This window comes from Massilibacterium senegalense, assembly GCF_001375675.1.
Lineage (GTDB): Bacteria > Bacillota > Bacilli > Bacillales > Massilibacteriaceae > Massilibacterium > Massilibacterium senegalense.
In genome coordinates this window covers 2,052,962-2,075,603 of record NZ_LN831786.1, presented here as the reverse complement: position 1 = coordinate 2,075,603, position 22,642 = coordinate 2,052,962, and the positions used below count along the sequence as shown (strand labels likewise).

The following is a 22,642-nucleotide window of genomic DNA, read 5'->3' as shown; positions in this document are numbered from 1 at the left end:
GAGGAAAGCACCTTTCTTCTGCATTTTTCTTTTTTTCACCCCATACGAACGTATAAAATCAAGGAAACAAAAACGTTCGGGTTTGATTGACTTTAGCACAGCATATTGATAAAATAAATGTGGTTTTTGCTGGCTAGTTTTTGGCAGTAAAAAATAAAGAAAGTGCCGTATTAATAATGGAGGTGCACGGCTCATGTCGTCAGTTGTTGTAGTAGGAACACAATGGGGAGACGAAGGGAAAGGGAAAATCACTGACTTTTTATCTCACCAAGCAAAGGTAGTAGCTCGTTATTCTGGAGGAAATAATGCTGGACATACAATCGTTTTAGATGGAAAACGCTTTAAATTAAGCTTAATTCCATCAGGGATTTTTTATGAAGATAAATTATGTGTTATTGGAAATGGTGTTGTCATTAATCCGAAAGCGTTAATTGAAGAACTTGCATATTTACATGAAAATGGTGTGAAAACGAACAATTTACGGATTAGCAATCGCGCACATGTTATTTTGCCGTACCACATTAAAATAGACATTGTAGAAGAAGAATTAAAGGGTGACGAAAAAATCGGTACAACGAAAAAAGGAATTGGTCCTGCGTATATGGACAAAGTTGGTCGTATCGGTATTCGTATGTGTGACCTTTTAGATAAAGATGAATTTGCTCGTTTATTAAAACGTAATTTAGAACAAAAAAATCGTATGTTCGAAAAATATTATGAAGTAGAACCGATGTCATTTGACGAAATTTTTGAAGAGTATTACGAATACGGTCAACAATTAAAAGACTATGTTTGTGATACATCTGTCGTATTAAATGAAGCAATCGCACAAGACGATAAAGTACTATTTGAAGGTGCGCAAGGCATTATGCTTGATATCGACCACGGAACATATCCATTCGTTACTTCTAGTAACCCATCTGCTGGTGGTGTATCGACTGGTTGTGGTGTTGGACCATCTAAAATTAACCACGTTGTTGGGGTAGCCAAAGCGTATACAACACGTGTTGGGGATGGACCATTCCCTACCGAGTTATTTGATGAAGTAGGACAACAAATTCGTGAAGTAGGTCGTGAATACGGAACAGTTACGGGTCGTCCACGTCGTGTTGGATGGTTTGATAGCGTAGTGGTTCGCCACGCGGTTCGTGTAAGTGGTGTAACAGACCTTTGCTTAAACTCTATTGACGTATTAACAGGACTTGATACGGTAAAAATTTGTGTTGCGTATAAATATAAAGGCGAAACAATCGACCGTTATCCTGCAAGCTTAAAAGGACTAGCAGAGTGTGAACCAGTATATGAAGAATTACCAGGTTGGAAAGAAGACGTAACAGGTGTTCGTCATTTAGAAGATCTACCTGAAAATGCACGTCGTTACATCGAACGCATTTCTGAATTAACAGGTGTTAAAATTGCGACATTCTCTGTCGGACCAGATCGTAACCAAACAAATATGCTGTATGACATTTATGCTTAATTCCAAACAAGAAGGGCATCGCACATGATGCCCTATCTTTTTTGAATAGAACACATTTATTTACCAGATAGTATTGGTAGTTTTATGGAGAAAAAATAGATAACGTGAAGAAAAAAGAAATTTTTCTAAAAAAATATAATAAAAACTCTTGATAACTATTTGAATACATGATAATATGTAACTTGTCACGAAATGAGCCATTAGCTCAGCCGGTAGAGCATCTGACTTTTAATCAGAGGGTCAGAGGTTCGAATCCTCTATGGCTCACCATTTCTTTTTATGACGTGGCCCGTTGGTCAAGCGGTTAAGACACCGCCCTTTCACGGCGGTAACACGGGTTCGAATCCCGTACGGGTCACCATTTCAAACTTAAGTAATTGATGGATTCTCACCAGGGTTCCCCAGCAGCCTACCGGCGCTGGACTAGCACGTAAACGTGCGTCGGAATCCCGTACGGGTCACCATTCAAACTTAAGCAAATCATGTTTGATTTAAAATCTTATTATCGCGGGGTGGAGCAGTCTGGTAGCTCGTCGGGCTCATAACCCGAAGGTCGCAGGTTCAAATCCTGTCCCCGCAACCAAAAAATTATATTTCTCATAGTGGTCCCGTGGTGTAGCGGTTAACATGCCTGCCTGTCACGCAGGAGATCGCGGGTTCGATTCCCGTCGGGACCGCCATGTTGGCTCGATAGCTCAGTCGGTAGAGCAGAGGACTGAAAATCCTCGTGTCGGCGGTTCGATTCCGTCTCGAGCCACCATTCTTTTTGGACGGTAAAGGTACGTTTTCGAACGTGCCTTTTTTGTTTTTTTTTTGTATAGTATAATAAAGATAGAATGCACAGGACCTCTATGCTCATTGTAAGCGAGAGGTTTTTTTAAAAAGAAAATAGGAATATAGAGAATAGAGAGAAGAGAAGGGAGTATGCAAACGTTGTCACAGTTAATTTTAGTAGTAGATGACGAGCATCCAATTGCGAATATATTAAAGTTTAATTTAGAGAAGGAAGGTTATGAAGTTGTCGTTGCCAATGATGGGAATGAGGCAATTGAAAAAGTAGAAGAAAAAGAACCAGATTTAATTTTACTTGATATTATGTTGCCAGAAAAAGACGGCATTGAAGTATGTCGAATTATTCGCAAAAAATTTATGATGCCAATTATTATGTTAACAGCGAAAGATTCAGAAATCGATAAAGTATTAGGGTTAGAAATGGGTGCGGACGATTACGTTACAAAGCCCTTTAGTACGAGGGAATTGTTAGCGCGTGTGAAAGCGAACTTACGTCGTCATCAACAAAGTGATTCAACAGGATCAGATGAACAGAATGATCAACAAGAAGTGGTACAAGAACAAATTATTGTGGGAAATTTAACCGTTAAACCAGAAGCGTATGCGGTAATAAAAAATGAAGAAGAAATTGTCTTAACGCATCGGGAGTTTGAGTTATTGTATTATCTTGCGCAGCATATCGGACAAGTGATGACGCGTGAACATTTACTCCAAACGGTATGGGGATATGATTATTTAGGAGACGTGCGGACCGTAGACGTGACGGTACGTCGATTGCGTGAAAAAATTGAAGACGACTCGAGTAATCCGACGTGGATTATTACTAGACGTGGGGTTGGATATTATTTACGCGAACCAGATGAACAATTAGATGAGTCGGATGATGAGGAATAGGAATAATCTATGAAAAAATTTTTTCAATTTTTTAAATCGATTCGATTAAAGTTTATTTTAATTTACGTATTACTTATTTTAATTGCGTTACAAGTAATCAGTGTGTATTTTGTACGACAATTAGAAGATCAGTTTTTATCGAACTTTACGAATTCGCTAAGAGAGCGCGTGTCGCTGCTTTCATATAACGTTGAGCAAGAATTAAATAAGCCGCGAGATGAACAAGATATTAGCAAACTATTAAGTCGAAATGATATTTTGTCGTCGACAAATGACATTATTGAAGTACAAGTGATTGATAAAAATAAAGTGGTCATCGGTACGTCGAATCCAGATACCCGCACGTTAATTGGCCAACGGAGTACAGAGGGTCGGGTTATTTTAGCGTTGTTAGGAACGTCTTATGAAAAAGTGTTGCGCGATCCGAAAACGAACCAGCGGATTAAAGTAATTGCAGAGCCAATTAAAACAGAAAGCGGAGAAATTGTCGGCGCCATCTTTTTAAAGGCATCAATGGAAGATTTGTATAACCAAATGCATAAAATTAACCGGATTTTGTCGTATGGAACGATTTTAGCGATTGTCATTACGATGGGGTTAGGAATCCTGTTATCGCAAACAATCACGAAGCCGTTAAGTGATATGCGTCGCCAAGCACAAGTAATGTCCAAAGGGGACTTTACCCGGAAAGTAAAAGTGTACGGGGACGATGAAATCGGACAGCTAGCATCGGCATTTAATGAATTGACGATGAAATTGCAAGAAGCTAATGCGACGACCGAAGGGGAACGCCGGAAGTTAAGTTCTGTTTTAACCCATATGACAGATGGTGTTATTGCGACAGATCGTCATGGAAATGTTATTTTATTAAATGACCGTGCGGAAGAAATGTTAAATGTTTCACGTGAAACAATACTCGGGGAACCAATTATGGACGTGCTAGGTCTAGAATACGAACTAGATTGGGAGCAATTGTATGATCATTCCGAATCGGTGTTATTAGACTTTAGCGATAGTGAAGAAGAATTTATTATTCGGGCTAATTTTTCCGTGATTCAAAAAGAAAATGGACCGATTAACGGGTTAATTGCCGTGCTTCATGATGTAACGGAGCAAGAACAAATTGAACGCGACCGACGTGAATTTGTCGTCAGTGTTTCCCATGAATTACGGACACCATTAACGACATTACGGAGCTATTTAGAAGCGTTAGCGGACGGGGCGTGGAAAGATGAAACGATTGCACCAGAATTTTTAGCCGTTACACAAAATGAGACGGAACGAATGATTCGTCTTGTGAATGATTTATTGCATTTATCGAAACTTGATAATAAGGAAATTCAGTTAAAAGTACGTCGAGTGGATTTTATCGACTATTTTCATACGATTATTGATCGGTTTGAAATTTCGAAAAAGGAATCAATTGAGTTTGTACGGCAGTTGCCAAAAGCAAAAATATTTGTTTCTTTTGACCAAGATAAATTAACGCAAGTGTTAGATAACATTATTTCTAATGCGATGAAATACTCACCAGAAGGCGGAAAAGTGACGTTCCAATTGATTAAGCTTGGCAAACATATTCGCGTCAGCATTAGTGATGAAGGAGTAGGGATTCCAAAAGAGAGTATTAATCGCATTTTTGACCGTTTTTATCGGGTCGATAAAGCTCGTTCCCGTCAGTTAGGAGGAACAGGATTAGGACTTGCGATTTCTCGGGAAATTATCCACGTTCATGGCGGCGAAATTTGGGCGACTAGTATTGAAGGAAAAGGGACAACGATTAATTTTACGTTACCATTTGAACCATTGCATCAGTATTCGGAGGACCGTAAGCAATGAAGAAGTACTATGAACCAGTCAAAACAACGATTTTACTTTTACTCGTCACGATTAGTTTAATTTTAACGTGGCAGTTTTGGAGTTATCAGCCGAATTATGGTGAACTAGAAGATGCGGAGTATATCCACGTTTCTATTGACCAAAAGAAAGATATGTCTGCAATTATTTCCCCGCAAATGGTGTTAATGAATGATGGATCGAACCATTACGGATATTTGCGGCGCGATCAAGTAGAACCGCTGTATCAGTCGATGCAAATGTGGAAATATCGCGATTTTAAAGTGATGCCAGAACAATCATTTGAAGAGATTCCGTCTCTTTCGAATTATATTGAAGTGATTTTTTCAACAAAATTGTCAGGTGCGGTATTTAAAGATTTGTTTCATTTAAAAAAGCAAGATGCTGCGTTAGTCAATGAAGCAGAGCGTCTCCTTTATTTCGTTCGAAATGAAGGAGATGAACAACAAGTATATGCATGGTTTATTTTGTACGATAAAAAAATGATTGTGCAAGCAAAAGTGGACAAAGTAGACCCTGCTGATTTTCAAAAAAATTATGTAGAACCGTTGAAAAAAGGAATTAAGTTTGTTCGGTATCAATGGGGAAATCAATTGGGACGCCCTGTTTATTTGCCGGAAAATGGGTTGAAAATCGAAGAACTTTTTTATATGACGAATCATATTTCGATGGAAGATTTTAAAAATGCGTTGTTTACCGATCCGCAGCTGGTGAAGTATACGATTGATGATAGTGGGAATGAAGCGTATATTGATGGAAAACGGGCGATGCGGGTAACGAATAATCGAATGCAATTAAATTTTGTCAATCCAATCAGTTCGAATAACAAAGGTGAAAAAGAGTTAACGTCGGTCATTCAAAGTATCGATTATGTGAATGACCATAGCGGTTGGACAGATCCGTATTATTTATTTTCATGGACATCATCGTTGTATAAAGATGAAAGTGAATTCCGTTTAATCGTGAACGATTTGCCAGTATTTTATGAAGATATGTATGCGTTTGATTTAGCAACGATTTACGTATCGGACCGGAGCGGAGAAATTTATGAGTACCGTCGTTCGTTATTAAATATGGCACTAGATGAGCAGCCCATTTTAAAAACAGATAAAACGATTGCTTCTGCGAATGAAGTGATGGCGTATATTAACAGTCATCCTGAATTGGATACGGCAAAAATCGATATGCTTCTGCCTGGCTATACGATGGACTTGTTTCAAAATGGAACGATTGTCTCCTTTAAACCAGCGTGGTATATCAAGTATAACGGGGTCTTTAAACCTTTACATGCGATGCATGAATTAGAAGGGGGAGAAAAGGTTCGTGGATTGGAATAAAACAAAAACAATTTTTATCGTCATTTTTCTTCTCCTTAATGTTTTTCTTGGTTATCAGCTGTATCAACGTAAAACAGAAAATAAAATTGAAATGTTAGAACAATCTTCGGTTGAAAATCGGTTAGAAGCGTTAAATATTAAGTATGGAAAAATTCCCGATAAATCGGAAAAAAAATCATATATTAGCGGGCAAAGCGAGATGTTTATGGAAAGTGAACTAAAAAAAATGCCGAATCAAAAAATCGAAATTATCGACCGAACGACGGTTGTTTCCACGTTGGACAAGCCGGTATTGTTGCCGAAAGCAGGGTTAGAAACAGCGGTGCGGGAATTTTTGAAAGAGTATGTGTTGTACGGGAAAGATTATCTATTTTTAGAAATGGATGAAGTCGAAAAAACGATTACATGTGATGAAAAGTACGGCGATCAACCGATTTTTGAAAACAAAAAAGCAATGCTGACGTTATATTTAAACGATAAAAACGAAGTGACGAGTTATGAACAAACGTATTTATTTATTACGACACAAGGAAGTAAAAAAGAAATATTGCGACCGTTAAAAGTGTTAGAACGACTCGTGGAACATAATGAGCTTCCGTATAATAGCCGGGTGAAAGAAATGGAATTTGGCTATTATAGTTTGCCGGATTTAACGGAAGATGTCCAAGTGTTAGCGCCGACATGGCATGTTGTCGTCGAGCAAGAACATGATGGGCATAAAGCAGACGAAAATCATTTTTATATTAATGCGATTGACGGAGATATGTTAAATGAACCGGTAGAAGTAGAATAAAAAAACGTTGATAGATTGAACAATAGGGGGAACGATAAGCATGAGTTTGCGGTTTAGTGTCCTTGCAAGCGGTAGTACGGGAAACGCGTTTTATATTGAAACCGACCGTGCAAGGGTACTCGTTGATGCAGGGTTAAGTGGAAAGCAGATGGAGAAATTGTTTGAACAAGTGGACCGACAAATGAATGGATTGGACGGGATTTTAGTTACCCATGAGCATAGTGATCATATAAAAGGCTTAGGGGTCCTTGCGCGCCGCTATAAAGTACCGATTTTTGCGAACGAAAAAACGTGGAAGGCAATGGACGGGCATATCGGAGACATCGATACCGAGCAAAAATTTGTTTTTCAAAGGGAAACAGTCCAAACGTTTCATGACTTAGACGTAGAATCGTTTGGCGTTAGCCATGATGCGGCGGAACCGATGTTTTATGCCTTTCACCATAACGGCAAAAAGGTTACGATTTGTACCGATTTAGGATATGTGAGCGACCGAATTAAAGGAACGATTCGCGATTCCAATGTGTTTGTGTTTGAAAGCAACCATGACGTTGAAATGTTGCGGGCGGGACGGTATCCATGGAACATTAAACGACGAATATTAAGCGACGTCGGCCACGTATCGAATGAAGACGCGGCGTATGCGTTAGCTGAAATGATTGGCGATCAAACAGAACGTATTTATTTAGCCCACTTAAGTCAAGATAATAATATGAAAGAATTAGCTCGTCTGTCCGTAAGCCAAGTGTTGCAAGAAAAAGGTCATATTGTCGGAGAGCAATTCGAATTATTGGATACAGATTCAGCCATTCCAACCGCGATGTTTGAATTATAAGCAATCGATATTGTATGCTATAATTGTTCCATTTTCGTTGGATATAAAAGGTTGATTTTATCTTTGGAAAGGATGTGTTGCGTATGGGCTTTGATGAACATTCTAATAGAAAACGATCAAAAACTTTCTTTTCCTCTTTAATCGGTGCGATGGTCGGTGCGTTACTTGTGATTATTTTATTACCGATGTTATCCGATGCAGGATTATTACCATATTCGCTAACGAAACAACAAACAGAACAAAACGTACAAACGAAACGAAATGCACCAGAAGGTATTAAAAAAGGTGTCAACCTAGATGTGACAACCGATGTCACAAAAGCATTTGAAAAAGCATCTCCAGCCGTCGTGGGAGTGATTAACATTCAACAACAAGCCGGCATTGGACTATTTTCTAATGAAGTAGGGGAAACAGTGGAAGCAGGTGCAGGATCAGGGGTTATTTATAAAAAAGATGGAGATAAAGCATATATTGTCACGAACAATCATGTAGTCGAAGGGGCGAACCAACTAGAAATTAGTTTACATGACGGAACACGCCTTCCTGCAAAATTGTTAGGTCGTGACCAATGGACGGACTTAGCCGTATTAGAAGTAGCGGGTGATAAAATCGATGCCGTTATCGAAATTGGGGACTCCGAAGCATTAAAACCAGGAGAACCAGCGATTGCAATCGGAAACCCACTTGGAAAATATTCAAACTCTGTCACACAAGGAATTATTAGTGGAACAGGTCGGACCGTACCAGTTGATTTAGATGGAGACGGTGTCCCAGACTGGAACGCAGACGTATTGCAAACAGATGCTGCAATCAACCCTGGAAATAGTGGCGGGGCGCTAATTAACATTAGCGGTCAATTAATCGGCATTAACTCGATGAAAGTAGCAGAACAAGCAGTAGAAGGAATCGGCTTTTCTATTCCAGTAAACTCCGCCCTTCCAATCATTGCTGATTTAGAACAATATGGCGAAGTAAAACGTCCATTCTTAGGCGTAACGATTAGCTCCTTAAGCGACGTATCCAGCTATCATTGGACGAATACATTAAAATTACCGAATAGCGTAAAAGGTGGCGTCATCATTACAAGCGTATCGGCATTATCCGCAGCAGACAAAGCGGGATTCCAAGAATATGACGTCGTCGTCCAATTAGACGACCAAAAAGTAAATGACGTCATTGCATTACGGAAATACATTTACGAACAAAAAAGCATTGGGGATAAAATTAAAGTCACTTATTATCGCGATGGACAAAAAAATACAACTGAATTACAATTAGTAGAAGAAAAACGAGTACGATAGCAGGAGAAAATCTCCTGCTATTTTTATGTTGGGGATAATAAAAAGTGAAGATGGGCTTGTCCAGCGACAGAGTAATAAGGCGAAGGGTGGAAGAGGCGGTCTAATTGGATGACTTATAGCGGAAGTCGTTAGCCAACCGCAGTAAGATTGGATAAAAAGCGAAGTCACTTGTTTATCAGCGACAAACATAGGTGAATTTGGAATGAGGAAATCTATCCTCATAGAGCAATCCAGCTTATGATTCGAGCCCCTTTAGATAAAAAGCATAAGACGAAAAAAGCTTAGTGACGCATTACTTGCATAATAAACGTCCATTGTTGGGCTAGGAAAAAAAGAAAGGATGAAAAAAATGAAATATAGTTGTGAAGAACATATTGATTGGGCACTAGAAGAAGTAGTGGCGGAAAAAGAAGAAGCACCGATTTTAGAGTTATGCACAGAAGAAGAAAAAAAGAAGGAAACATGTTCTTATTGTCCACAACCGGCAACATATAAGGTTTTATAAAGAATTATTCACATGTTTATACAAGTTTTCAACTGTTTTGTGTGAATATGTGGATAAGTTCTGTGGATAATTATCGAAGGAGTTAAAAAATTATGAAAATTTACTTATGCACAGTGGGAAAACTAAAAGAAAAATACTTAAAACAAGGAATCGCTGAATACGTGAAGCGATTATCGAGTTATACACAAATAGAAGAAGTGGAAGTTGCGGACGAAAAAGCACCAGAAGTATTAAGTGAAGCAGAAATGCAAATTGTGAAACAAAAAGAAGGCGAACGATTATTAGCCAAAATTCCAAACGATGCTTACGTGATTGCTTTGGCGATTGATGGGAAGATGCTGTCATCGGAAGAATTGGCAGAGAAAATCGAAGGATTAATGACATATGGAAAAAGTAAAATTGCGTTTGTGATTGGTGGATCACTGGGGTTAAGTGACGATGTGTTGAAACGGGCGGATATGAAATTATCGTTTTCGAAAATGACGTTTCCACATCAGTTGATGAAATTGGTATTGGTGGAACAGATTTATCGGGGGTTTCGGATTATGCGGGGGGAACCGTATCACAAATAGGGGCAAAAAAAGTTGTAAATAAGGTGGCATTTTGTTGTCGGAAGCGGGTATTGAAAATAAACCCTCATTATCTGTTTTCCTTTATTCCCCTCCCTGTTCAACTAATCCTTCTAATACATTTAGTTTAATTAAACTTATCAATAGTACAATAATTTTAGTATAAAACTAGGTAAAAGGTAGTATTTCAATTACGTAAATTTGGAATTAATATATATATATAGAAAAGTGTGTGTGTTTAGCGTAATGAAGAAAGTGAGTGATATGAGTTCATGGATAAAGAGTTTGATAAGCAATTACAAAGTCTTGCTTTACAAAAAGTAGATCAAATAATCCAGTCATTAACAAAGGAAATCCGTTTGAAGTATGGTCATGCCATTCGAGAGTTTTTTAGTCTATTCATGGAAGATAAAACTGTATTTCAAGAGCTTTATCATGCTTATAAAAAGTGCACATCATTAGACCTACATCGTAAACACATCAAGTTCTCCTATACATATGAAGATTCATCACATACTGTTTCCTTTTTAGATAAATGGTTTTCATTAGATGAGACAACGTTTGTTCAGTTATTATCGAATACGATTGAAATTACACGGGAAGTGCTCCCATTAGGGTCTATTGTAGAACTAGACCCAGCTTATTTTAAACCCGACCAAGAAAATACCTCCCCTTCCAAAATAGTGATCACAGGAAGATTCATCGCTCCACAAGGTTATCATAGTTATTTTCCATATGGAGGGATTGTCTATCCAGTGGGAGAAGTGAAAATAGGATCACAAATTTATTTTACAACCCCTTTAATCAAAAAGGTCGTTCATCATGGGTATACAGATGAGATAGAGGATGCTTTTGTATTTTTAATGAAGCAGGAATTTATCGTAGAAAAGGATATGAACTCCATGGAATTTTCGAATCAAGATATGAAAAAACTTCAACAAGAAATGAAGCAGAAGAAAAAAGCAGGTGAATCATAATGGGATTATATGATTATAATTTTTGCCATAACCTATTATATGGTGGTTGGGACTCTGGAATTATAAATAATTTACAAGATGCTTGTAGAGAAATTCAAGAAAACTTTGAACAAATGGATTTAGAAAATGCCTCTGTTGAAGAAGAAATGAGAGAGATTGTTAATAAAATGATTACTGAGTTAAATCGATTAATTGATGACATTCAATCCACTCATTTCAGATAGCCCTATATAGCTAACTCTACCAGTGCGTTACGACAAATTCTTTATTAGTGTACTGAAATCCGAGGTTCTCGCATATGACATACGCGAAAATTTAAGCTAAAAGCATATGCTTAGGTGGGGTTAGTAGGCAGTTTTTTTTATTAATAATCAATGGAAAAAAGAAAAAAATCTTCTTTGACGGAAGTTTTATAAAGGAAGGAATGTGTGTAGGATTGGCGAAATCAGAAATTAAACTAGATTTAGCGAATCTCGACTCAACATTAGACCGATTAAAAAGTAGTATGGAAGAATTTACAAGTTACACTACGTCATTTCGTTCTAATACGAGAGATCGATTAAAAGCCTTTAACTCGGACTTTATAGATAAGGTAGATGCACTACTAGATAACATGAATGATGATATGAATAGTGATTTAATTGACCAATGGAAGGCTATTCATCAAGGTGGGAAAGCAATACTTGACAACATGATAGAAGTAGATGAGAAAATTAGTGAAAAAATTGGAAGTGGCTCATCATGAAACGAGATCTGCAAATAAATTACGGCGTTTTAGATGAGATTATCGAGCAACTCCGAAAATACCAATACAATCTAGAAACAATGGAAGAGTCGCTCGCAGATGTATCCACTTATATTCAAACGAATAAAGGTAAAAGTATGGATGCTTGGGAGGAAAGAATCACCGGTTCTAAAGAAAAAATAAAAGATTATCAAGGCCAGGTCGGTGATCTCTTATCCTTATTTGAAAACTATGTAGCTGATACAACGACGTATATTTCTCCTATCGCAAGAAATGCCATGATGCGAGTAGATAGGAATGATATATGGTTTAATTTAAAGCAAATGGAGGGTGGAATTGCCAACAACGTACCCAAAGCATTAATGAAAACGTATGATTCTCCTACTTCCATTTTTAATTTTTTAGATAATCCAACAGACGCAGAAAAAGAAGCAAGTCGGATAAATCAAAAAAAGATAGAAAATATTAGGAAAGACATCCAACAAACAAAAAACAGCCTCGCATATAAGATGGATGAACTATGGAATCTTTACACCTCCAAGGTAAAAAAATTTGAAAATGTCGATGACGCATACAATGATAAAGCTGCAAATGTAAAATCTAAATATACAAACCTTTTCGAAGGCGTATGGGACGTAGTTGAGTGGGGATCAGAAATAGTATGGGGTCTCATTAAAGGGCTTGCCGTTGGTTTATATGAAATCGCAAAAGGCCTATTAACGCTTGTCCTTGATACAGGAATTGTTGTCCTTTCCGATACCATTCCTGATAGAATAGAGCCGGAAGGATTAAAACAAATTGCCAATGATCGAGTGGAAACTTACAAGCAAACAATGCAACAGATTATCAGCGATCCGATGAGTGTTGTGGAAAATATCGGGCAGACGGTTTTTGATGTGGCAGAAGATGAGGGTATCATGTATGTCACAGGTGTTGGACTGACTACATTTGTACCTGTGGTTGGCCAGGTTGGAAAAGGAGCAAAAGGAGTTTCCGCCTTAAAAGCAATCAGCAAAGGGTCAAATAAAAATGTTCCAACAGAAGTTTTCAAAGGCACCCCTTACAGCAAGGATTTCATAAAACAAAAAGTGACAACAACTAAAACCGCATTGGGAAAGCAAAAGGTCCCTGTTTTCTATAAGGAAAAACTTGCGACTGATTCGGTGAATATCACCACCTTTGGGATGGAGATGAAACCTCTTAGTGAGGTTAACCCGCAGATGTTTTCGGTGAAGGGTGCTAAGGGTACGGGTAATAAAAGTAAGATTGATATTGGTAAAACTGATATAGATGTACTAAGAAAAAAATGGAATGTTCCAGAAACTGAAACAGTTGCAGTTGGAAAGACTGATGTAAAAGGATTAGAAAATTTGACTTTTGAAGGAGGATCACCAAAAGTACGTAAAGAAGCTGGATTACCTGATTTAGATGAGGTAATGCCTAACAGGAATATTAAAGCTCCAGGAAATAACCCGTTGTTCACTAGGCATGCAGAGGAAGGAGTTCTGAATGAATTTGATTCAGCATTAATAAAGGCAGGTATAAAACCAGAAGATGTAGCAGGAACATTAAAACTACATCAATCGAATCCTTCAGGTGTATGTAGAAAGTGTTATCAGGGATTAGCGAACGATAAAGTTCCTCCTGGTGTGTTAAAGCAATTAAGTTTAAAATATCCTAATCTAAAAATCGAAGTAACGTCGGAAATTGATGAAAGTATTAAAGTAACTGGTAGGCTTAATCTAATGATTAAAAATGGAAAGTATATTGACTAGTTGGAGGTTAATTATGGCTAATACTAACTTTAGTAGTTTAACAGATGATGGTAAAGTAATATTTTTTCTTGGACTTTCAGAAAAAGTTTTGTCGGTATTTTCTAAAAAGGAAGATCAAATTTTAGCCCAGGAAGTTATATATAAATGTTGGGAATGGCTAAAAGGTAAAGAAAATATAGGGGATATTCTTTATGAATTATTAGATAATGAGGAAAATGGTATAACAATAATTCAAGAGATGTCAGATAACGAAACAGATGTCATAGCTTGGAACTGTGTTATTGATGCAGTTGCTTATACTAGTAGAAAAGCATTTGAAAGAGAAGGTGTCAAATATTATCCAGAACCAATTGCTTTAGTAGATGATACATTAGTAGACCATTTTATGGATTGTTTTGAAGGATGTATAGAAAATTCAGATAGTTATATTCAGAGAATAAATTCTTTATTAGATGATTATAAAAATGGGAATATTGCGAGTGATTTGCGGACAGAAATTTTAAGGGAATTACAAATACAAAATTAACTATTACTCTATTATTTTATGAACTTTTTTGGATTAGAGTTATCAAATTAGAAAAGGATGTTTGCAGTATAGAGTTGAAGGAATCCCTATTATGCATAAAAATAGCACTTGATTTCTTTTTAGGTAACAAGTGCTTTTGTTTTCTTATAAAGTATTTATGTCTGGACGATTAAAAATGCTTACTTGAAATTGGATTGTCAACACTAATTCAAACAAATACTATAAGGTCATCAATCTAAATTCTACTGAACTTTTATAACCAAGTGTTCCGTGGATTCTAATGTTATGGAACCAGTTTACGTCATCATTTAATTCGATTTCGAGTTGATCTAGGCGGTTAAAGTGCGAGCCGTTTGAAAATTCCGTTTTAAAAACTTTAAATGTCGCTTCAGCGACTGCATTGTCATAAGGACAGCCTTTCATGCTTAATGAGTGTTCGATTCCAAACGTTTCTAACGCATCATCGATCCATTGATTTTTAAATTCGCTTCCGCGATCTGTGTGAAACATTCCGATTCGATGTAATGGTCTTCTAATGCTTGAAAGTGCTTTGTAAACAAGACTTGCAGTCTTGTTCGCTCCGGCACTATGACCGATAATTTCACGATTGAAAACATCAACAAATAAACATACGTAATGCCATTTGCCATTTACGCGTACATATGTTAAATCACTAACAACAACAGCTAATTCTGATTGCTGATGAAATGCTCGATTCAGCGTATTTTTCACAGGTTCTTCATTTACCTTAGACTTGTATGGCTTGAACTGAGTGACTGTGTAAGTTGAGACAAGCCCTTCTTCTTTCATGATTTGACCGATACGTCGTCTAGAAACTGTTAGCCCTTTCTTTTCAAGTTCAACTTTACTCTTTCTTGTGCCATAATTATTGCGACTTTCTTTAAAAATAGTTATGATTTTTTTGTTTAAGGATTCATCTTTAGGTTCTTTTTTGGACTCGTAATAGTAAGTGATTCTAGCGATTCCAAGGACTTCGCACATTGCTGATACCGAATATTTGTGAGCGTTATTACGGATGACATCTACTTTCGTCCCATGATCAGCGCGGCATGCTTTTTAGAGTATCTAACATTTTAATGCGTAGATACTTTTATACCTTTAGGTGCAAATATCATTCTCCATCAGTAAACGTTGATTTTCTTTACGTAGTTTCAACAACTCTTCTTCTTCCGGTGTTCGATTATCTTTTTCTTTAAAGGAGCTGGAGGCTTGGCTTTGCTTCACCCATTTATCAAACGCTGAAGCTGTCAAATCGTACTCGCGTATGATATCTGCACGTGGCTTTCCACTCTCATAAAGTCGGACCATTTGGCTTTTGAATTCTGGACTAAATGTTCTGCGTGTTCTTTTTTCGGTCATTGTAGATTCTCTCCATTTCAGTTACTTTTGTTTTACTCTACTAGACCTTAATTTTATTGTCCAACTTAGTGTAGCCTATCCAACCTCCCCATTTTGAAGTGGGGGGTCTTTCTTCCCGTTAATAAGGGATAAAAAATAAACGAATACAGCTTCATGATGATACCGTTTCCAAAGTGACATACAATATAAAAAGTCCATCCCCTTTGTAAAAACATCTCCTCACAAAAAACTTCATTCTGAGATGACTAAAATGGACATTTTAGTCATTAAATAAAGGCTATAATTACCTACAAATCCCCATCTTAAAGCAAAAAATGGATAGGTGTATATTTCACATAGGTTATGCCTAATATATAATAGTATTTATTTTAAATTTTAAATAATTGTGATATACTAAAATAAGGATAAAATTGATACAGGAAAGGTGTGCTCCTAAGTTGCGTCTTGGTTTACCGTGACGTCTAAGCAGGAGCGTCTACGTGCTTTCTGCAAATTATAGGGGATAAGGATGGTAAAGATGAGTAATGGACAAAATAAAACAGACGTTATTTTAGTTGGCGCTGGAATAATGAGTGCCACTTTGGGGACATTTCTGAAAGAATTAGTACCGGAATGGGACATTAAAGTGTTTGAAAAACTTGATACAGCAGGGGATGAAAGTTCTAATGAGTGGAACAATGCGGGAACAGGGCATTCAGCACTCTGTGAGCTTAACTATACTCCGCAAAAGCCGGATGGTTCTATAGATATTAAAAAGGCAATCAATGTTAATGAACAGTTCCAACTTTCATTACAATTCTGGTCTTACCTTGTTAAAAACAACTTGATCAGCAATCCAGAAGACTTTGTTAGACCACTGCCTCATATGAGTTTAGTGCACGGTGAAGAGAATGTTGAGTTTTTAAAGAAACGTTTTGAAGCGTTATCAAACAATCCTTTATTCCAAGGGATGGAGTTTTCTGAGGATCCAGAAAAACTAAAAGAGTGGATTCCGCTTGTGATGGAAGACCGTACATCAAACGAACCGATTGCAGCAACAAAAACTGACGCAGGTACAGATGTTAACTTTGGTGCTTTAACGCGTATTTTATTTAAACATTTAACAGAAAAAAATGTTGAGATTGCGTATAAACATAACGTAACGAACGTGAAACGTGCAAGTGACGGATCATGGAATGTGACAGTGAAAAATTTAGCTAATGGCCAAGTGGAAACACATAATGCGAAATTCGTATTCCTTGGAGCTGGTGGTGGTAGTCTTCACTTACTACAAAAATCTGCTATCCCAGAAGGAAAACATATCGGAGGATTCCCAGTTAGTGGTCTTTGGTTAGTATGTAACAATCAAGAAATTGTGGAAAAACACCATGCAAAAGTATACGGAAAAGCAAAAGTTGGTGCGCCACCAATGTCTGTTCCGCATCTTGACACACGTTTTATTAACAATAAAAAAGCATTGCTATTTGGACCATTTGCAGGTTTCTCACCGAAATTCTTAAAATCAGGTTCAAATTTAGATTTAATCACTTCTGTAAAACCGCATAACGTCTTAACGATGTTAGCAGCAGGTGTAAAAGAAATGACATTAACCAAATACTTAATTCAACAATTAATGTTATCAAAAGAACAACGCGTGGAAGAATTACGTGAATTTATTCCAAACGCAAAAGCGGAAGATTGGGAAATCGTAATCGCTGGTCAACGTGTACAAGTTATCAAAGATACAGAAGCAGGCGGAAAAGGAACACTTCAATTTGGTACAGAAGTTGTGACAGCTGCAGACGGATCAATCGCTGCATTACTTGGAGCTTCTCCAGGTGCATCTACAGCTACCTCTGTTATGCTTCAAGTAATTAAAAAATGTTTCCCTGAACGCATGAAAGAATGGGAACCAAAAATCAAAGAAATGGTACCTTCATTTGGTATTTCCTTAATGGAAAACCCAGAACTTTTAGAAAAAGTTCATACAGCAGCAACAGAAATGCTTGGTATCCATTTAATTGAAAGTAAACAAACTGCTAATTAATTTTAAAAACTTAAGTAGCTAATTTAATGCCGTATGAAATAAACGAAAGAACCTTTAGTCTATTGATGGATTAAAGGTTCTTCTTTTATATAGTTGACAGCCACCAGAAACTATATGAGATGGAATCTACCCATCATTTTGAAGCTTTTTTCTACCTTAAATTACGGTGCCATGGTCACTCATCCATTGCACGAATGTTTTTAAAAAATTCACCTATTTTAATACTCGATGAAGCAACTTCAGCATTCGATACAGAGACAGAAAGGTTGATCCAACTGAGCTTTCGAAAAACCAGACAACGATTGTAATTGCCCACCGTTTAGCTACTGTTCGCAATGCTGACCATGTATTTGTCGTTACAATTGAAATATTTCTTAATTTGCTTATTAAACGACTCAATTAAATTCGTAGAGTAAATACTTCGCCAAATATCTTTAGGAAAATAATAAAACGTAAGTAAATATGGATTTTCAGATAAGCCGTCTACCACTTTTTTATATTGCTTTTTCCATTTTTCGCAAAAGGTGTTTAGTACAGCTTGTCCAGCTCGCTTGATGGATAGCTTTAAAGTCATCACAGATTCCTTGGCAATCTTCTACACACACTTTATGAGCGATACTACGTGCCACGTGAACAAGATAAACTGGGTATTTGGCTTTTGGGAACACAGTGACAACAGCGTTAGCCATCCCCTTTAGACCGTCAGAAACAAATAGCAGGACATCTTCGATGCAATTCTTCTAAAAGTTTCAGCCAATTGTAAGCTGACTCCGTAGGAGCGATAGTATACGCTAAAACTTCCTTTGAGCCGTCTTCACGGATACCAATAGCAATATAGACTGCCTCTTTCAAGACAGTATCACGGCGAACAGGAATGTAGGTAGCATCTAAGTACACGCACACATAACTATTATGTAAAGGACGCTTATTAAATGCTTTTACCGTATCAGACACAGCTTTTGTCATATTGGATATGGTTTGTGGTGTATAGTGATGACCGTACATTTTCTCAATCAGATTCGAGATTTCAGACATCGTAATGCGATGGATAACAGTAGACTCTAATGTGTCGTTAGAGCGTTTATATGGCGCTACAGTCTGTTGTTTTAACTCTCCATTGCGATCACGAGGAATCTGGATATTTAAATCACCGTATTCCGTGTGAAGTGTACAAGAATAAGAACCGTTACGCGAATTACCTGAGTTAAAACCGATCCGATTCTACTTTAGATTACATAATTAAAAAGAATGCGAAGGATATGTCAAATGAAACAGAAATTTTCGCTGTATATGGTGGAGGTACTATAGAGTTCAAAGATGAAATGTATGCCGAATTAAACAAATATGCTGAATCGGAAAATGCTAAACTCTTATGGATTCCCCAGCAGTATGCAGTAACAATGAATGTTGACGGATTAAACAATTTAAACAGAAACTTATGTTATTCAAAAGAACTAGAAATGATAGGGTAAAAAGGGAATGATTATTATATGAAAGATGAAGAAAAAAAGAAAGCGATAAATTGTCGCTTCCAACCAACTGAATCAGACGAGTTTTTTCAATGGCTAAATAATCAATCCAATATGACCATAGCAATAAGAAATTTAATTTACCATGCCATTGATCTTTACGGCACAAGTGATTTTTTAGCACCGGAAATACAAAAGGAAGTTATGATAAACACCTTTATTTTTGAAGCCACCAAAAACGATGCAGGATCGCCTGTGAATCCATTTATACAAAATAGTCATCGACAGGTAAAAGTTGAAAATGGGCCTTCTAAGGAGTCCGTATAATTGGAAAGTGAAGCGCCAAAGGAAGAAATACAATTAGAAGAAAAACAGAAGGACAATAGTATTTACGGAAATATAGACGTAGATAATCTTTGAGTGGTCTTTTCAAATGGCTGAAGATATATGGAGGAATTAGAAAATATAATTAAAGTAGGAAAAGAAAAGAATTAAATTATTTCCGTGGGGTTGCCTAAAGGTCTACTAAGAGGTTGTATCTCGCTTGTATCTAAAAAGCCCGATAACAACAATTCATAAAAGAGGTCTGCTTCAAAAATCGCGAAAGCAGACCTCTATGAAAAAAAACAGTTGAAGTCGAAATTAAAGTTCAAAACCCAAATGACGGTTTAAATGTGGTTTAAATTTGGATGAATTATTTGTTTATGAAACACTAACTTTTGAATTGACTACATATGAAGAAACGTATAAAAAAGTAAGTGAGAAAGTTCAAGAGCTTGCGAATGACTGGAATTTACAAGCACGTTGGAATTATAAAGGTCAGCTTCAAGGTTACTATGTAAATATGAATACAGGAGGAATGATACTAATGAGTAAATACAGTATTGTTAATACCACAAAAGAGGAAAGAGAAAAATTCGTTGCTAATGCCGAAGCAATTAATTCATTAGGCGCTGAACCATTAACGAAAGAGAATCGGGCTTTATTAAAAATGTATGTTGATGGTGATATAGAACTTGATGATTTACGAAAAAAGATAATTGATAAATATAAAAAAAATTAAGAAAAGCAGCTACATTGAAGCTGTTTTTCTTATATAAGAAAGAAAGGAGTAAGTTTGAAATAATTAATCCTTATACTATTCCCAATACAAATGTATTAAAAAATAAACTTGGTATCACAGACCATAAAGAATTGGACGAAGCTGAATCTGAATCTATTATCACTGCCAGTAAATTAATTGATGTTGAAAGTGTAAAAGGTGATTTTGATTATCAACATTTAATGGATATTCATAAATATATTTTTTGTAATCTTTATGAGTGGGCTGGTGAAGCTCGTACTATAAATATTGAAAAAGGCGAAAAGGTACTTGCAGGAATGAGTGTTAGTTATGGTCATCATAGCAATATTCCTAAAGAAGCTTCAAAAGCTATGCTGAAAAGGTGCAATCATTTTCTAAAACTTTCTTCAAGTTATAGGAAATACATCCTTTTAGGGAAGGAAATACAAGAACGGTAATGGAATTTTGTGTGCAATATGCAACCACTCAAAACATTTTTTAGATAAAGAGTTGTTTTCAAAAAACTCCGTATATTTTAGAAATACGCTTGTTCTTGCTAGTATAGGTAAATATTAGGAATTTTCACATCTTTAAGGTATCATTAAAGATTCAATGCAAAAAGGGGATCAGTTTCAGAGAAAAAATAGAAAAAAGGAAAATGAAGTATTTCCTTTAAATGGATTAAAGAAAATCAATTCAACAATTAAATCAAATGAGGAAATACTTTTCCAAAACGGAGAGGGGCTTTCGTTATTATTACGCTCTATCGAATGACAACAGAGTTGAGCAATGATAATTCGGAAAATAGGAGGTTCACTTTTTGGAAATTTATTCGAATGTAAAGTAAAAAAGAATGTTTTGTAAACTTTATCAAAATAAATGATTTTCAATAAATTTAATGAGGTAATAGAATAGCACGTATAGGATATGCAAGGGTGAGTAGCAAAGGTCAAAATTTGGACCGACAGATTGAGGGGTTAAGTGATAGCTCTAAATTATTCACAGATAAATTAAGCGGACAATCCACCAACCGACCACAATTTAAAGCTATGCTGTATTTCATTAGAGAAGGCGATATTGTTGTTGTAACAGAACTTGAACGACTAGGACGGAACAACAAGGAATTAATCGAAACTATGCTCCTTATTTAACAAAAAGGCGCAAGGAATTGAAATTGCTGAAAAGAAAGGGAAATTCAAAGGGGGGAAACTGAAATATAAAGAAAATCATCCTAAGCTACAGCACGCCTTCAAATTGTACTTTGAAGGAGAAACAGAAAAGTACATTGAACGGATCATGGGTATTAATCGCAGGATGTTCAGAAGATACCAAGAAAGATTCAATATTCAACGAAATAAAGAAATGGAGTGAGTAAAATGAGCGTTTGCGCAATATTAGCAGAGAAGCCTAGTCAAGCATTAGAATACGCCAGTTCATTTTCAAGTATGAAAAAAAAGAATGGCTATTTCATAGTCAAAGATAGAGTTTTACCCGAAGAAACCTATATTACTTTTGGTTTTGATCATTTAGTCGATTTAGCACCACCTGGGCATTATGATGAAAAATGAGAAAAATGAGGTTGGGAAGGTTTACCCATTTTTCATCCTATCCTTTTACATCGGTCATCTGATTTTTTTTTGTTTCAGGCCAACTCCATTTTACGGATTCACCTCTCATACTCTTGTTACCAAGAGAACGTGCTCTTCGAGGCTAAAAACATGTTCAGCTATCGCTGAATCAAGTGGAAAATCACCACTTGAAAAAGATAAGACCTTTCTTTTTTATGGAAAAAAAAGAAACAAAAAAACCTGTCCTCTGCCATTTAAGCAAAAAAGATTTTGCTCTTGATTCTTTTTATTTTGTCCATTTTTGTTTTCGTACCGAAAGCCATACTCAGCAAACTCAGCAAAAAATAAAATTTTTATCGTCTTTCGGTTATCTAGTATAACGAACAAAACCGCTAAATATATATCTTTTTCTACACTATCCCCAAGACATTGCCATAACAAAAATAGACAACCAAGAAACTAAAAGACCAATTATAATAGTTACTATTAATATAACTTTCATAATCATACTAAACATTCGTGATACTATTTTCCCTGAAATTAATATCATAAACTCTATAATAATTGCTAAAATAAACAAACAAGTACTCACTATTGTCCCAACTGTTATCGTTATAATAGGAGGAATATAAAACAAATGACTTTCAAAATAACGAGCAACATCTTGAACATATAATCCTAAAAATATTGCAAATAACACACTAAAAAAAATAGTAACAAATAAAGTTTTAACTTTCATACGAATATCAC

At 36.4% G+C, this 22,642-nt stretch carries 21 protein-coding genes, 5 tRNA genes and 4 pseudogenes; 27 read left to right on the top strand and 3 right to left on the bottom strand.

Annotation, left to right across the window (positions count from 1 at the left end; all coding sequences use genetic code 11):
• Positions 1–193: 193 nt before the first annotated feature.
• From BN1372_RS13750 to BN1372_RS13665, 19 genes are all read left to right on the top strand, one after another.
• Entirely contained in the window at positions 194–1,480 is a 1,287-nt protein-coding gene (locus BN1372_RS13750; RefSeq protein WP_062200874.1) for an adenylosuccinate synthase, read from the top strand.
• Between the two features lie 194 nt (positions 1,481–1,674).
• Positions 1,675–1,750 (top strand) — tRNA-Lys (locus BN1372_RS13745).
• A 16-nt stretch (positions 1,751–1,766) separates the two neighbouring features.
• Positions 1,767–1,841: transfer RNA gene (locus tag BN1372_RS13740), tRNA-Glu, on the top strand.
• Between the two features lie 145 nt (positions 1,842–1,986).
• A tRNA-Met gene (locus tag BN1372_RS13735) sits at positions 1,987–2,063 on the top strand.
• A 21-nt stretch (positions 2,064–2,084) separates the two neighbouring features.
• Positions 2,085–2,160, top strand: a tRNA-Asp gene (locus tag BN1372_RS13730).
• Positions 2,161–2,164: 4 nt separating this feature from the next.
• A tRNA-Phe gene (locus tag BN1372_RS13725) sits at positions 2,165–2,240 on the top strand.
• 173 nt (positions 2,241–2,413) lie between these two features.
• Positions 2,414–3,166, top strand: coding sequence for a response regulator YycF (yycF, locus tag BN1372_RS13720; protein WP_062201391.1), 753 nt, complete (start codon positions 2,414–2,416; stop codon positions 3,164–3,166).
• Positions 3,167–3,175: 9 nt separating this feature from the next.
• Entirely contained in the window at positions 3,176–5,005 is a 1,830-nt protein-coding gene (gene walK / locus BN1372_RS13715; protein ID WP_062200872.1) for a cell wall metabolism sensor histidine kinase WalK, read from the top strand.
• Positions 5,002–6,360, top strand: a complete 1,359-nt coding sequence (locus BN1372_RS13710) for a YycH family regulatory protein (protein ID WP_062200870.1) — start codon at positions 5,002–5,004, stop codon at positions 6,358–6,360. Before walK ends, BN1372_RS13710 begins: the two co-directional genes overlap by 4 nt.
• The gene (locus BN1372_RS13705; RefSeq protein WP_062200869.1) at positions 6,347–7,153 is read left to right on the top strand and encodes a two-component system regulatory protein YycI; all 807 of its coding nucleotides are present in this window, start codon (positions 6,347–6,349) and stop codon (positions 7,151–7,153) included. The genes BN1372_RS13710 and BN1372_RS13705 overlap by 14 nt, the downstream gene beginning before the upstream one ends.
• A gap of 40 nt (positions 7,154–7,193) precedes the next feature.
• On the top strand, positions 7,194–7,988 hold the full coding sequence (locus tag BN1372_RS13700) for an MBL fold metallo-hydrolase (RefSeq protein ID WP_062200867.1): 795 nt from the start codon (positions 7,194–7,196) through the stop codon (positions 7,986–7,988).
• 83 nt (positions 7,989–8,071) lie between these two features.
• Positions 8,072–9,289 carry a S1C family serine protease gene (locus BN1372_RS13695; RefSeq protein ID WP_062200865.1) on the top strand — a complete coding sequence of 406 codons (1,218 nt, stop codon included), beginning with the start codon at positions 8,072–8,074 and terminating at the stop codon, positions 9,287–9,289.
• Positions 9,290–9,638: 349 nt separating this feature from the next.
• Positions 9,639–9,794: a CxxH/CxxC protein gene (locus BN1372_RS14785; protein WP_074018198.1), complete on the top strand. Its 156-nt coding sequence runs from the start codon at positions 9,639–9,641 to the stop codon at positions 9,792–9,794.
• 92 nt (positions 9,795–9,886) lie between these two features.
• A complete protein-coding gene (rlmH, locus tag BN1372_RS13690; RefSeq protein ID WP_062200864.1) occupies positions 9,887–10,366 on the top strand; it encodes a 23S rRNA (pseudouridine(1915)-N(3))-methyltransferase RlmH in 480 nt (159 codons plus the stop codon).
• A 269-nt stretch (positions 10,367–10,635) separates the two neighbouring features.
• Entirely contained in the window at positions 10,636–11,340 is a 705-nt protein-coding gene (locus BN1372_RS13685; RefSeq protein ID WP_062200862.1) for a DUF4176 domain-containing protein, read from the top strand.
• Positions 11,340–11,564 carry a hypothetical protein gene (locus BN1372_RS13680; RefSeq protein ID WP_062200861.1) on the top strand — a complete coding sequence of 75 codons (225 nt, stop codon included), beginning with the start codon at positions 11,340–11,342 and terminating at the stop codon, positions 11,562–11,564. Before BN1372_RS13685 ends, BN1372_RS13680 begins: the two co-directional genes overlap by 1 nt.
• Before the next feature lie 212 nt (positions 11,565–11,776).
• Positions 11,777–12,085 (top strand): hypothetical protein, encoded by a 309-nt coding sequence (locus BN1372_RS13675; RefSeq protein ID WP_074018239.1) that lies wholly within the window; start codon positions 11,777–11,779, stop codon positions 12,083–12,085.
• A complete protein-coding gene (locus BN1372_RS15630; RefSeq protein ID WP_230198831.1) occupies positions 12,082–13,860 on the top strand; it encodes a hypothetical protein in 1,779 nt (592 codons plus the stop codon). The genes BN1372_RS13675 and BN1372_RS15630 overlap by 4 nt, the downstream gene beginning before the upstream one ends.
• Positions 13,861–13,873: 13 nt before the next feature.
• Complete coding sequence (locus BN1372_RS13665) at positions 13,874–14,386, top strand: Imm6 family immunity protein (protein ID WP_062200857.1); 513 nt, start codon at positions 13,874–13,876, stop codon at positions 14,384–14,386.
• A 219-nt stretch (positions 14,387–14,605) separates the two neighbouring features.
• On the opposite strand, the pseudogene BN1372_RS13660 reads toward BN1372_RS13665, so the two are convergent.
• A pseudogene (locus BN1372_RS13660) lies at positions 14,606–15,766 on the bottom strand (IS3 family transposase).
• A 517-nt stretch (positions 15,767–16,283) separates the two neighbouring features.
• On the opposite strand from BN1372_RS13660, the gene BN1372_RS13650 reads away from it, so the two are divergent.
• The gene (locus BN1372_RS13650) at positions 16,284–17,792 is read left to right on the top strand and encodes a malate:quinone oxidoreductase (protein ID WP_187118415.1); all 1,509 of its coding nucleotides are present in this window, start codon (positions 16,284–16,286) and stop codon (positions 17,790–17,792) included.
• 182 nt (positions 17,793–17,974) lie between these two features.
• Positions 17,975–18,153: pseudogene (locus BN1372_RS14780) on the top strand (multidrug ABC transporter ATP-binding protein); the annotation flags it as partial.
• Here the strand turns inward: BN1372_RS14780 and BN1372_RS15045 are convergent.
• A pseudogene (locus BN1372_RS15045) lies at positions 18,139–19,013 on the bottom strand (IS256 family transposase); the annotation flags it as partial. The pseudogenes BN1372_RS14780 and BN1372_RS15045 sit on opposite strands and share 15 nt — an antisense overlap.
• Positions 19,014–19,051: 38 nt before the next feature.
• On the opposite strand from BN1372_RS15045, the gene BN1372_RS15330 reads away from it, so the two are divergent.
• The 6 genes and pseudogenes from BN1372_RS15330 (at position 19,052) to BN1372_RS13610 (ending at position 21,892) form a co-directional block, all read left to right on the top strand.
• Positions 19,052–19,264 carry a hypothetical protein gene (locus BN1372_RS15330; RefSeq protein WP_062200847.1) on the top strand — a complete coding sequence of 71 codons (213 nt, stop codon included), beginning with the start codon at positions 19,052–19,054 and terminating at the stop codon, positions 19,262–19,264.
• A gap of 18 nt (positions 19,265–19,282) precedes the next feature.
• Positions 19,283–19,588 (top strand): hypothetical protein, encoded by a 306-nt coding sequence (locus BN1372_RS13630; RefSeq protein WP_062200846.1) that lies wholly within the window; start codon positions 19,283–19,285, stop codon positions 19,586–19,588.
• A 358-nt stretch (positions 19,589–19,946) separates the two neighbouring features.
• Entirely contained in the window at positions 19,947–20,324 is a 378-nt protein-coding gene (locus tag BN1372_RS13625; protein ID WP_062200844.1) for an antitoxin VbhA family protein, read from the top strand.
• Between the two features lie 14 nt (positions 20,325–20,338).
• On the top strand, positions 20,339–20,782 hold the full coding sequence (locus BN1372_RS13620) for a hypothetical protein (protein ID WP_222704674.1): 444 nt from the start codon (positions 20,339–20,341) through the stop codon (positions 20,780–20,782).
• Between the two features lie 453 nt (positions 20,783–21,235).
• A pseudogene (locus BN1372_RS13615) lies at positions 21,236–21,695 on the top strand (recombinase family protein).
• A 5-nt stretch (positions 21,696–21,700) separates the two neighbouring features.
• On the top strand, positions 21,701–21,892 hold the full coding sequence (locus BN1372_RS13610; RefSeq protein WP_062200842.1) for a hypothetical protein: 192 nt from the start codon (positions 21,701–21,703) through the stop codon (positions 21,890–21,892).
• A gap of 415 nt (positions 21,893–22,307) precedes the next feature.
• Here the strand turns inward: BN1372_RS13610 and BN1372_RS13600 are convergent, their stop codons facing one another.
• Entirely contained in the window at positions 22,308–22,631 is a 324-nt protein-coding gene (locus tag BN1372_RS13600) for a hypothetical protein (protein WP_062200839.1), read from the bottom strand.
• Between the last annotated feature and the right edge of the window lie 11 nt (positions 22,632–22,642).

What these genes read in the sequence shown, in the direction of transcription:
- BN1372_RS13710 (WP_062200870.1), top strand. Translation starts at nt 5,002, where the DNA reads ATGAAGAAGTACTATGAACCAGTCAAAACAACGATTTTACTTTTACTC.
- BN1372_RS13685 (WP_062200862.1), top strand. Translation starts at nt 10,636, where the DNA reads ATGGATAAAGAGTTTGATAAGCAATTACAAAGTCTTGCTTTACAAAAA.
- BN1372_RS14785 (WP_074018198.1), top strand. Translation starts at nt 9,639, where the DNA reads ATGAAATATAGTTGTGAAGAACATATTGATTGGGCACTAGAAGAAGTA.
- BN1372_RS13610 (WP_062200842.1), top strand. Translation starts at nt 21,701, where the DNA reads ATGAGCGTTTGCGCAATATTAGCAGAGAAGCCTAGTCAAGCATTAGAA.
- BN1372_RS15630 (WP_230198831.1), top strand. Translation starts at nt 12,082, where the DNA reads ATGAAACGAGATCTGCAAATAAATTACGGCGTTTTAGATGAGATTATC.
- BN1372_RS13700 (WP_062200867.1), top strand. Translation starts at nt 7,194, where the DNA reads ATGAGTTTGCGGTTTAGTGTCCTTGCAAGCGGTAGTACGGGAAACGCG.
- BN1372_RS13650 (WP_187118415.1), top strand. Translation starts at nt 16,284, where the DNA reads ATGAGTAATGGACAAAATAAAACAGACGTTATTTTAGTTGGCGCTGGA.
- walK (WP_062200872.1), top strand. Translation starts at nt 3,176, where the DNA reads ATGAAAAAATTTTTTCAATTTTTTAAATCGATTCGATTAAAGTTTATT.
- BN1372_RS13680 (WP_062200861.1), top strand. Translation starts at nt 11,340, where the DNA reads ATGGGATTATATGATTATAATTTTTGCCATAACCTATTATATGGTGGT.
- BN1372_RS13630 (WP_062200846.1), top strand. Translation starts at nt 19,283, where the DNA reads ATGAAAGATGAAGAAAAAAAGAAAGCGATAAATTGTCGCTTCCAACCA.
- BN1372_RS13665 (WP_062200857.1), top strand. Translation starts at nt 13,874, where the DNA reads ATGGCTAATACTAACTTTAGTAGTTTAACAGATGATGGTAAAGTAATA.
- BN1372_RS13695 (WP_062200865.1), top strand. Translation starts at nt 8,072, where the DNA reads ATGGGCTTTGATGAACATTCTAATAGAAAACGATCAAAAACTTTCTTT.
- rlmH (WP_062200864.1), top strand. Translation starts at nt 9,887, where the DNA reads ATGAAAATTTACTTATGCACAGTGGGAAAACTAAAAGAAAAATACTTA.
- BN1372_RS15330 (WP_062200847.1), top strand. Translation starts at nt 19,052, where the DNA reads ATGTCAAATGAAACAGAAATTTTCGCTGTATATGGTGGAGGTACTATA.
- BN1372_RS13750 (WP_062200874.1), top strand. Translation starts at nt 194, where the DNA reads ATGTCGTCAGTTGTTGTAGTAGGAACACAATGGGGAGACGAAGGGAAA.
- BN1372_RS13600 (WP_062200839.1), bottom strand. Translation starts at nt 22,631, where the DNA reads ATGAAAGTTAAAACTTTATTTGTTACTATTTTTTTTAGTGTGTTATTT.